Annotated in this window: 9 protein-coding genes and 2 pseudogenes; 8 read left to right on the top strand and 3 right to left on the bottom strand. The window is 70.0% G+C overall.

Going from position 1 to position 9607, the window contains the following annotated elements:
• The first annotated feature begins 239 nt into the window (after window positions 1-239).
• The 8 genes and pseudogenes from ABZ876_RS38055 to ABZ876_RS38020 all read left to right on the top strand — a co-directional run.
• On the top strand, window positions 240-1430 hold the full coding sequence (locus ABZ876_RS38055; RefSeq protein ID WP_361790652.1) for a spermidine/putrescine ABC transporter substrate-binding protein: 1191 nt from the start codon (window positions 240-242) through the stop codon (window positions 1428-1430).
• Window positions 1431-1627: 197 nt separating this feature from the next.
• On the top strand, window positions 1628-1855 hold the full coding sequence (locus tag ABZ876_RS38050; protein WP_361790649.1) for a hypothetical protein: 228 nt from the start codon (window positions 1628-1630) through the stop codon (window positions 1853-1855).
• Window positions 1856-1921: 66 nt separating this feature from the next.
• A complete protein-coding gene (locus ABZ876_RS38045; RefSeq protein WP_361790646.1) occupies window positions 1922-3502 on the top strand; it encodes an ATP-binding protein in 1581 nt (526 codons plus the stop codon).
• Window positions 3503-3535: 33 nt separating this feature from the next.
• Window positions 3536-3931 (top strand): roadblock/LC7 domain-containing protein, encoded by a 396-nt coding sequence (locus ABZ876_RS38040; RefSeq protein ID WP_361790643.1) that lies wholly within the window; start codon window positions 3536-3538, stop codon window positions 3929-3931.
• 60 nt (window positions 3932-3991) lie between these two features.
• Window positions 3992-4327 (top strand): DUF742 domain-containing protein, encoded by a 336-nt coding sequence (locus tag ABZ876_RS38035; protein WP_361790640.1) that lies wholly within the window; start codon window positions 3992-3994, stop codon window positions 4325-4327.
• Window positions 4305-4976 (top strand): ATP/GTP-binding protein, encoded by a 672-nt coding sequence (locus tag ABZ876_RS38030; RefSeq protein WP_361790637.1) that lies wholly within the window; start codon window positions 4305-4307, stop codon window positions 4974-4976. The genes ABZ876_RS38035 and ABZ876_RS38030 overlap by 23 nt, the downstream gene beginning before the upstream one ends.
• On the top strand, window positions 4891-5502 hold the full coding sequence (locus ABZ876_RS38025) for a GAF domain-containing protein (RefSeq protein ID WP_361790634.1): 612 nt from the start codon (window positions 4891-4893) through the stop codon (window positions 5500-5502). The genes ABZ876_RS38030 and ABZ876_RS38025 overlap by 86 nt, the downstream gene beginning before the upstream one ends.
• 129 nt (window positions 5503-5631) lie before the next feature.
• Window positions 5632-5943, top strand: a pseudogene (locus ABZ876_RS38020) (metalloregulator ArsR/SmtB family transcription factor); the annotation flags it as partial.
• A gap of 151 nt (window positions 5944-6094) precedes the next feature.
• Here the strand turns inward: ABZ876_RS38020 and ABZ876_RS38015 are convergent.
• From ABZ876_RS38015 to ABZ876_RS38005, 3 genes and pseudogenes are all read right to left on the bottom strand, one after another.
• Window positions 6095-7600: an LCP family protein gene (locus ABZ876_RS38015; protein ID WP_361790631.1), complete on the bottom strand. Its 1506-nt coding sequence runs from the start codon at window positions 7598-7600 to the stop codon at window positions 6095-6097.
• A gap of 159 nt (window positions 7601-7759) precedes the next feature.
• A complete protein-coding gene (locus ABZ876_RS38010; RefSeq protein ID WP_361790628.1) occupies window positions 7760-8443 on the bottom strand; it encodes a glycerophosphodiester phosphodiesterase in 684 nt (227 codons plus the stop codon).
• 22 nt (window positions 8444-8465) lie between these two features.
• A pseudogene (locus ABZ876_RS38005) lies at window positions 8466-9591 on the bottom strand (adenosine deaminase).
• Between the last annotated feature and the right edge of the window lie 16 nt (window positions 9592-9607).

Genomic DNA, 9607 nt, shown 5'->3' with positions numbered 1-9607 from the left:
TCAACACCCACCCCATACGACAACGTCGGTCTTCAAGACCACAACCGAGTCTTGAAGACCGACGTCACGCAGGCCCCGAATTAACCAACAGCGTCCGGGAGTTGACCCGAGCGGGGCCGCCGCGTGCCGCGGCACCGCCACCCGTCCCGACGGCCGGTCGACAGGGTGTCGGGTTCCCGTGGGGCCGCTTGACGCGGCGTCGATTGTCCGGTCGCCGAGCGGGGCGGCATGCTGCCGGAATGCCCCGGACTTCGAAGACCCCCCTGCCAACCCGGCGTTCCCTTCTGCGCACCCTCGCCGGCGGCACGGTCCTCGGCGCGCTCGCCGGCTGTGGCGTGCCCGCCGCCTACGTGGCATCCGGCGACCGGTCCGCCACCGACCTGTCCGCCCGGGACCGGCGGCTGGCCTGGGCGAACTGGCCGCTGTACATCGACACGGACGACAAGGACCCGGGGCGGCGGCCGACGCTGGAGGCGTTCGAGAAGCGCACCGGCATCGCGGTCGACTACGTGGAGGAGATCAACGACAACGACGAGTTCTTCGGCAAGATCAGCCCGGCCCTGATGAACCATCAGCGCACCGGCCGCGATCTGATCGTCATCAGCGACTGGATGTGCGCGCGATTCGTACGGCTCGGCTGGGTGCAGGAGATGGACCGGGCCCGGCAGCCGCATGTGACACGTCACCTCGATCCCCTGCTGCGCTCGCCCGCCTTCGACCCGGGGCGCAGGTTCACCGTGCCCTGGCAGTCCGGCATCACCGGTGTCGCGTACAACCGCCGCAAGCTCGGCCGCGAGATCCGGCACACGAAGGACCTGTGGGCGAGCGACCTCAAGGGCCGGGTCACTCTGCTGTCCGGTCTGGACGAAGCGTTCGCGCTGCTCATGCAGAGCAACGGGGTGGACGTCACCCGGTGGACCGCCGACGACTTCCACCGGGTCTGCGACCAGGTCGAACGGCTCGTCCACGGCGGCCACATCCGCCGGTTCACCGGCAACGACTACACCAAGGACCTGGTCAGCGGCGATGTGCTGGCCTGCCAGGCGTACTCGGGCGACGTGATCCAGCTCCAGGCGGACAACCCCGACATCCACTTCGTCGTCCCCGAGGAGGGCGCCGAACTGTGGTCCGACTCGCTGATGATCCCCAACCTGGCCGGCCACAAGGCGAACGCCGAACGGCTGATCGACTACTACTACCGGCCGGAGGTCGCCGCGACGCTCGCCGCCTGGGTGAACTACGTCTGCCCCGTCCCCGCCGCCCGCGACGTGCTGGCCGCCTCCGGCGACGAGGACACCGCCGCCCTGGCCGGGAACCCACTGATCTTCCCGGATACCACGCTGCGGCGCCGCCTGGCGATCGCACGGGACATCACGTCGACGGAGCGACTGGAGTTTGCGAAGCGCTGGAACAGGATCGTGGGGTTGTGAGCGGGCCGGCGGAACGCCGCGGCGAGGATTTTTAGTCGGCACAAAAGAGGGATGGTTGGCACCAAGATCACGACCGTTCTCGCACGGCGACATCATCGACTACCGCTACCCAGACGGTAAGGGAGCCCGGTCACCGCCGACGGTGGCTGGACAGGCTTCGTCGACCCGTCGGAGTTCGCGAAGTGAGGACGCATCGCATGGCTCTGGTCGGAGGCCTCGACGCCGAGGTCATCGTCTCCACCGACATGGCGGAGGACCTGTACTCGGTGGAGTTCTACCGGCTGCCGGGCGGATGCGAGTTCCTGTGCGCGGTGACCGCCGGCGCTCTTCTCGCGGAGCGTGGCACGTGCCTTGTCCGGTCATGTGAACTGGCAATCCATACCCATGAGGTGACCAGTAGTGACGCGGAGTGCCGTTACCTGTAACGTGCATCGCACACTTTCGGCCGACTGACCGGTACGCGATCAGGGACTGTGATGCAGGAGCCTGCGATGTTGCCCCCACAAACCCCCCAGGAGGCGAGGGCGGTCGACTCGCGGACGTGGCATATCCCGGAAGCGGCCGCGCCCGGTACGGCGGTCGGGCGCCACATGGTGCTTCTCGCGGTGCTGCCTGCCGGGCTGGTCGCAGTCACCGGAGCCGTGGCCGCCGCTCTCCTGTTCAGCGCGGGCGTGGGTCACGTGGACAAGGGTGTCTCGTGGGGTCTGCTCACCGGCACGCTGGTGGTCGTGTGCGGGATCCTCACGGGCGCAGGGCTGTACGCCTCCGCAAAGGCCAGGGCCCTGGGACGCCGCTATGCCGAGGTGAGCGGCTCCGAGGTCCGTGCCCAGGCCGAACTGGCGCAACTGCGACTGCAACTCGAGCGCAGCCATGAGCTGATCGAGCGCCGACGACTCCAGGGCAGCCCCTTGCCGGACCGGGCGGTGGACGCGCTGGACCGGCTCGACGACGAGGTCGCGTCCGCCCGGCGCGCGGCCGAGGCCACCACGCGGGAGTCGGCGGTACAGCCGCGCGGCGCCGAGCACTTCGAGGTCTTCGCCAATATGGCCCACAGGCTCGAGTCCCTGGTACACCGCGAGATCGGGCTGCTGGACGACCTGGAGAGCGAGGTCGAGGACCCGGAGCTGCTCAAGGGCTTGTTCCGGGTGGACCACCTGGCCACCCGAGTCCGGCGCTACGCCGAGAATCTGGCCGTGCTCGGCGGGGCCGTCTCCCACCGCCTGTGGACCCAACCGGTCAGCATGAGCGATGTGATGCGTTCCGCGGCCGCCGAGATCGAGCAGTACGCGCGGGTCAAGATGGTGCCTCCGGTGGAGGGGACGGTCAGTGGGCACGCGGTGGTCGATGTGGTCCACCTGCTGGCGGAGCTGATCGAGAACGCCACGGTGTTCTCGCCTCCCCATACCCAGGTGCTGCTGCGAGCCGAGCACGTCACCGCCGGGCTGGCGATCGAGGTCGAGGACCGCGGCCTGGGCATGAACTCCGCCGAGCGCAACCAGATGAACTCCCTGCTCGACTCGCCCGACACCGTCACCCTGGGCGAACTGCTCAAGGACGGCCGGATCGGCCTGTACGTGGTCTCCGCGCTCGCCCGGCGGCACGGCGTCGCCGTACGGCTTCAGAACAACGTCTACGGCGGTACACAGGCGGTCGTCGTGCTGCCGCACGAGCTGCTCGGCCGTCAGGCGCAGATGACGGAACCTCGGCAAGAGCCGTCGGGCGTCACATCCGGGGCGCCTCGTGAACGCGCGGAGGGCCCGGCAGAGCAGACCCCGGCGCGGGAGATCCCCGCCGCCCGGACCCCGGTACCCGCACCGGCGGCAGAACCACAGGGGCCCGTCGCGGCCCCCGCGGCGGAAGACGGCCGCCCGTCGCTGCCCAGGCGCCGCCGTAATGAACACCTCCCCTCCGAGCTGCTCCAGGCTTCCCCCACGGACCCGGCGGCGAAGGAGAGCGACCACGATCCGGGCCTGATGGCCGCCTTCCGCACCGGCATCCGCCGGGCCGAGGAATCCGAGGCGGCCGAAGAACCCATGGAAGCCGCAGAGCTCCACCCCGACCCGGCCACCTAGCAGTTTGACGTCATTGAGGAGAAGTACGCGATCGTGGTGAGCGAAGATCTTTCCTGGCTGTTGACCGGCCTTCTGCAGCGGGTGCCGCACACGCGCAGCGCACTGCTGTTGTCCTCGGACGGCCTGGTGATGGCCGCGGACGGACTGGACACCGACGCAGCGGACCATCTGGCGGCCCTGTCCAGCGGGCTCTACTCCCTTGCCCGCAGTGCCGGCAAGCGATTCGACGACGGCGGTGGTGTGCAGCAGATCGTGACCGAACTGAGCAACTCGCTGCTCTTCGTCTCCGCGGCCGGGCAGGGTGCCCTGCTGGCGGTGCTCGCCGGGCGGGAAGCGGATGTGGCGGTACTGGGATACGAGATGACCATGATGGTCAAGAGTGTCCGCCGTCACCTGGGAGCAGCTCCACGTCAGTCGGTGGGGCAGTGACGGATGCGGGACGCCCCGGGTGATCCGGACACACCACTGCTCGACGACACCGTCGGACGGATGGTCCGGCCCTACACCGTCAGCGAAGGACGCACCAAACCGACGTGCCACTTCGACCTGATGACCATGGTGGTGGCCACCGGCACCACGCCGCGGGGCAACCTCGGACTGGATCACACCCATGTACTGGAGCTGTGCCGGACGCCGGTCACGGTGGCCGAGATCGCGGGGCTCACCCGCATGCCCGCGACGGTGATCAAGGTCTTGCTGTCCGACCTGGTCGAGCGTGGCGTGGTCGTCACCCGGCCCTTCAACCTGGTAATGCAGGGGGCGAACACCGCTCCCGATCCGGAACTATTGGAGGCCTTGCGCGATGGGCTCCTCAAACGACTCTGAGGCACCCGGCGCCGACTCCCTGCCCACGGGGATCAAAATCCTGGTCGCCGGCGGTTTCGGGGTGGGCAAGACCACCTTTGTGGGGGCGGTCAGCGAGATCGAGCCGCTGAACACGGAGGAGCTGCTGACCGAGGTCAGTGCTGCCACCGATCGGCTGGACGGGGTGGAGAACAAGGCAACCACCACGGTGGCCATGGACTTCGGGCGGATCACCATCGGCCCGCAGCACGTGCTCTATCTGTTCGGCACACCCGGGCAGGAGCGCTTCTGGTTCATGTGGGACGAACTGTCCGCCGGTGCGCTGGGTGCGGTCGTGCTCGCCGACACCCGCCGGCTGGAGCACTGTTTCCCGGCGGTCGACTTCTTCGAAGCGCGTGGCATCGGCTTCGTCGTCGCGGTCAACGAGTTCGACGGCGCGCACCAGTACGACCCGCAAGAGGTACGGGCGGCGCTGGACCTCAGGCCCGAGGTGCCGGTGGTCCTGTGTGACGCCCGCCTGTCCAGCTCGGGTATCCGGGTTCTGCTCTCACTTGTGCAGCATCTGATCACTTCAAGGAGTGCCCATGACAGCGATGGTGCCCAGAACTCCCTTCGGAGGGGAGACCGGGATCGCCGTACGTCACCTGCTTCTTCCGCCGCAGGACCCTGAGGCACAGGCCCGGAGACGCCGGCTGCTGGAACTGGGGATCGAGGACAAGCCGGTCGCCGAGTTCGACGACTTCGCACGTGAACTGGCCCAGCGCACCGGCGGATGCTACGCGGGAGTCAACTTCTTCATCGACGAGAACCGCCAGTACTTCGCCGGCCTGTACAGCGCGGCCTCGGACACGACCGTCGAGCTGGAGACCCCTCTGCTCGATGATCCCGTGCCGGGCCGGGTGATGCCTCGCGACCTCGACATCGGTTTCTGCCCGCACGTGGTCAGGCGGCGCAAGGCGCTGGTGCTGGACGACGTCCGCGACTTTCCGCGCTTCGCCGGCAATCACGTCGTCGATGCCATCGGGGTCCACTCCTACCTGGGAGCCCCGCTGATCGACCACACGGGCATGGTCCTGGGCACCATCTGCGTGGTGGACCAGGATCCGCACCCCTGGGGTCACCAAGGACTGGAGACCATCAAGACGATGGCGGCCGAGCTTGTGGAGCGCATCGAACGGCGGGAAGAGGGCCGGTGAACGAGTGACCTCCGGCCGGGCGGCATCCGGGGGCACGTCCCGCCGGAGCGGCCCGGGCCGTGGACCGGACGCCTACACTGGGGCGCCGCGCGTGCGGCGACAGTGATCGGGACGGGACGGGAGCGGACAGTGCCGGAGAACGTCGGTGGCTTCGAGGACCCGTCCGCCGGGGTCCTGGCGGAGGCGGCCGCCGCCTTCGGGCTGCTCGCCTCGGCCTCCCGTCTGCATCTCATGTGGGCCCTGGCCCAGGGCGAGAGCGACGTCACCCATCTCGCGGACCGGGTGGGCGGAGCCCTGCCCGCGGTCAGCCAGCATCTGTCGAAGCTGAAGCTCGCCGGTCTCGTGGGCTCCCGCCGCGAGGGCCGGCGCCAGGTCTACTACGTCGACGACCCGGACGTCGTCACCGTCGTCCGGCTCATGGTCGGCCAACTGGCCGCGCGCGCGGGCGGGACGGCGGCTGCCGGGATTTCCGCCATCGGGACGGCCGCTACCGGGACGGCCGCCACCGGCACGGCCGCCCCCCGCACGCCCGGCCTCGCGCACCGGCCGGCCGGTGCGGGCTCACCTGTCGCCGCCGCGTCTCCCTCTGCCTCTAACCGCCCGATCCGTATGTGAGGTTGGAGCACGGGTCGTCGTCCGCCGACCGGGCCTCACGCGCCACCGAGGTGGGGATGGCGGCCGGTGCCGGTGATGCGGAGGCGTCCTGCGTCGCGTACGTCCGGCCGAGGACCACGTTGATGCCCGTGCCGCCGAGGGGCTCCAGCCGGGCGCCGGGGAAGAGTTCGGCGATCTTCTCGGCCTGGTCCTTCTGACCGGTGCCGTACTCGACGACCGTGGTGGTGTGGTCCTGGGTGCTCGCGTTGGCGGTGCCGATGACCGTGAAACCGTGCGCGGCGAGCTGCGATGCGGCGCGGGAGGCCAGGCCGCCGGTCGTGGTGCCGTTGTAGACGGCCACGGCGACGCCCTTGCCGAAGGCACCGGTGCCGGGACTCGGGGCGGCGGATGCGCTCGCCGTCGTCCGGCCCTTTCCACCGCCCGAGTCCTTCCGGCGGCCGGCGTCCTTGCCGTCGATCGTCCGGTCGGCCTTGAGCGCGGCCCACAGCTCGGCGGCGTCGGGCTCGACGATCGCGACCCGGGAACCCTGGTAACGCCAGGGGATGGTGACGAACTTGGTGTTGTGCAGATCGACGTTCTGCAACGACATGGCGAAAGTGATCAGTCTGTTGGCCGTGCCGAGCTCCGGGTCGACGGTCATCGACTTCGTGGCGGCGTCGGCGAGCGGCAGCAGCTTGGCCGGGGTGAACCCCTCGCTCTTCACCCTCTTGATCAGGCCCGCCACGAACGCCTGTTGGCGCTTGATACGGCCTATGTCGGAGCCGTCTCCGATCCCGTGCCGTATGCGCACGTAGTCCAGCGCCTTCTGCCCCGAGACGGTCTGCTCGCCCTTCTCGAACAGCAGGGCGCCGCGGGTGGCGCGGTTGGGGTTGAGGTCCTTCTGGTAGATGTCCTGCGGGAGGCACACCGGCACCCCGCCCACCACGTCCGTGAGCGCCGCGAAGCCCTTGAAGTCCACGACCACGGTGTGGTCCACGCGCAGACCGGTCAGGCTCTCCACCGTGTTCTGGGTGCAGGCTGGGTTGCCCTTTTCGGTGTTGCCGACGGAGTAGGCGTCGTTGAACATCGCGCCGGTCCGCGGACTGGTCCAGCTGCCGTCGGGCAGCTTGCAGGGCGGGATGGTCACCAGCGTGTCCCGCGGAATCGACACGGCCACGGCGTGCCTGTGGTCGGCGTAGATGTGCATCAGGAACGCGGTGTCGGAGCGGCCCACGTCGTTGCTGTCGCCGCCGCCGAGCGCGCTGTTGCCCCCGGTGCGCGCGTCCGAGCCGATGACGAGGACGTTCTCGCCCTTCGACGAGCCCTCGGGGGGACGGTTCCTGGAGACACCGCCCGCGTCGAAGGTGTCGATGTTCCCGTTCAGCTTCAGGTAGATCCACCCCAGGCCGGCCGTCCCCAGCACCGCCACCGCCACGGCGACGAGAAACGCCGTGCGGAGCGGGCCGCGGGGGCGGCGCGGGGTGGCCTGATGACTCGTCGGCATGGCAGCGCCCTCATCCGTCGGACTCATACGGAGGGGACGACTGACCCCGCCCAATGGTTGTACGGTTGCGCAATGTAGCAATCATCGCGGGCGGGGCGGCATGCCCGCCCGCTGCCGCGGACACGTCCTGTCCGCCGTCCCGGCCACAGGGGTCCACCCTCAGCGGCCGCGCACCGCGTGCAGCGCGTCGAGCCGGTTCGTGGTGATCGAGTCCACTCCCAGGTCCAGGAGGCGCCGCATCGAGCGGCGGGTGTCGGGGGTCCACACGGACAGCAGATGACCGCCGCGGTGCACCCGGCCCGCCAGCTCCGCGCTCACCAGGGAGAAGCGGTAGTTGAGCCAGCGCGGGCGGACCGCGTCCAGCAGGGCGGGCCGCGGCGGCGCGAGGGTCGTCCAGGTCAGGGCGATCTCCGCCGCGGGGTCGGCGGCCCGGACCGCCAGCATGGTCTGCGCCCCCGCGCAGTAGTACACCCGTTCCTGGGCGGCGCACTCGCGCACGACGTCCACGATCCGGCGCACGGCACGGGCCGAGGGCCCGCCCGGCAGATCGATCATCACCCGGCTTCCGTCGGTCGCCGTGAGCGCCTCCGCCAGGGTCGGCACTCCGCCCGCCGTCAGTCCGTGCACCTCGGCGGAGGAGAGCGCGGCGAGCGGCCGGTCCCGCTCCCACAGCCGCTTCAGGGTCGCGTCGTGCAGCAGCACGGGAACGCCGTCCCGGGTGAGCCGTACGTCGATCTCCACCGCGTCCGCGCCCTGTCGGAGAGCGGAACGCAGCGAGCCGATCGTGTTCTCGCGGTGGCGGTAGGGGTCGCCGCGATGGGCCACGGCAGTCACGGTGCGCATGGGACTCATTGTGGTGGTGCCGTCAGGGCGCGAGCCAGGCCGTGGTGTAGGTGTCGATCTCGGCCGCCAGCTTCGCCTTGCCGGCGTCGTCGAGGAAGGACGCCTCCACCGCGTTCCTGGCGAGGCCGGCGAGGCCACGCTCGTCGAGGTCGAGCAGCCGTGCGGCGACCGCGTACTCGTTGTTGAGGTCAGTGCCGAACATGGGCGGGTCGTCCGAGTTGATCGTCACGAGGACACCGGCCTGCACGAACTCCCTGAGGGGATGCTCGTCGAGCGTGCCGACGGCCCGCGTGGCGATGTTGGAGGTCGGGCAGACCTCCAGCGCGATGCGGTGCTCGGCGAGGTGCGCCAGCAGCTTGGGGTCCCGGGCGGAACTGGTGCCGTGTCCGATGCGCTCGGCGCGCAGCTCGACGAGGGCGTCCCAGACCGTCTCGGGGCCGGTCGTCTCGCCCGCGTGCGGCACGGAGTGGAGGCCGGCCGCTATGGCGCGGTCGAAGTACGGCTTGAACTGCGGCCGGGGCACGCCGATCTCGGGTCCTCCCAGCCCGAACGAGACCAGCCCCTCGGGGCGCAGCCGGTCGTCGGTGGCCAGCCGGGTCGTCTCCTCCGCGGACTGAAGGCCCGCCTCGCCGGGGATGTCGAAGCACCAGCGCAGCACGGTCCCGAGGTCGGCCTCGGCCGCCTTGCGGGCGTCCTCGATCGCGTCCATGAACCCACGCTCGTCGATGCCGCGCCGGGTGGAGGAGAAGGGGGTGAGGGTCAGCTCCGCGTAGCGGACCTGCTGCCGCGCCATGTCGCGGGCGATCTCGTACGTCAGCAGGCGCACGTCCTCGGGGGTGCGCACGAGGTCCACGACGGACAGGTACACCTCGATGAAGTGCGCGAAGTCCGTGAAGGTGAAGTAGTCGGCCAAGGCCTCGGGGTCGGTGGGCACCTTGGAGTCGGGGTGGCGCGCGGCCAGTTCCGCGACGATGCGGGGGGAGGCGGAGCCGACGTGGTGCACGTGCAGTTCGGCCTTGGGAAGTCCGGAGATGAAGGCGTGCAGGTCGCGCACGGCACCGGTGTCGCGGTGGTCGGTCAAGGTTCCTCCCCGGGAACGGCGTTCCGGCGCCGGGTTCGGGCGGGACGCGGGTGATCGGCTGATCGATGACTCGGGGACGATCC

It is taken from the genome of Streptomyces sp. NPDC046931, assembly GCF_040644655.1.
GTDB lineage: Bacteria > Actinomycetota > Actinomycetes > Streptomycetales > Streptomycetaceae > Streptomyces.
Note: the sequence above shows the minus strand (reverse complement) of the source record. Positions and strands in the feature narration are given on the sequence as shown.

What these genes read in the sequence shown, in the direction of transcription:
- ABZ876_RS38055 (WP_361790652.1), top strand. Translation starts at nt 240, where the DNA reads ATGCCCCGGACTTCGAAGACCCCCCTGCCAACCCGGCGTTCCCTTCTG.
- ABZ876_RS38050 (WP_361790649.1), top strand. Translation starts at nt 1,628, where the DNA reads ATGGCTCTGGTCGGAGGCCTCGACGCCGAGGTCATCGTCTCCACCGAC.
- ABZ876_RS38045 (WP_361790646.1), top strand. Translation starts at nt 1,922, where the DNA reads ATGTTGCCCCCACAAACCCCCCAGGAGGCGAGGGCGGTCGACTCGCGG.
- ABZ876_RS38035 (WP_361790640.1), top strand. Translation starts at nt 3,992, where the DNA reads ATGGTCCGGCCCTACACCGTCAGCGAAGGACGCACCAAACCGACGTGC.
- ABZ876_RS38030 (WP_361790637.1), top strand. Translation starts at nt 4,305, where the DNA reads ATGGGCTCCTCAAACGACTCTGAGGCACCCGGCGCCGACTCCCTGCCC.
- ABZ876_RS38025 (WP_361790634.1), top strand. Translation starts at nt 4,891, where the DNA reads ATGACAGCGATGGTGCCCAGAACTCCCTTCGGAGGGGAGACCGGGATC.
- ABZ876_RS38015 (WP_361790631.1), bottom strand. Translation starts at nt 7,600, where the DNA reads ATGCCGACGAGTCATCAGGCCACCCCGCGCCGCCCCCGCGGCCCGCTC.
- ABZ876_RS38010 (WP_361790628.1), bottom strand. Translation starts at nt 8,443, where the DNA reads ATGCGCACCGTGACTGCCGTGGCCCATCGCGGCGACCCCTACCGCCAC.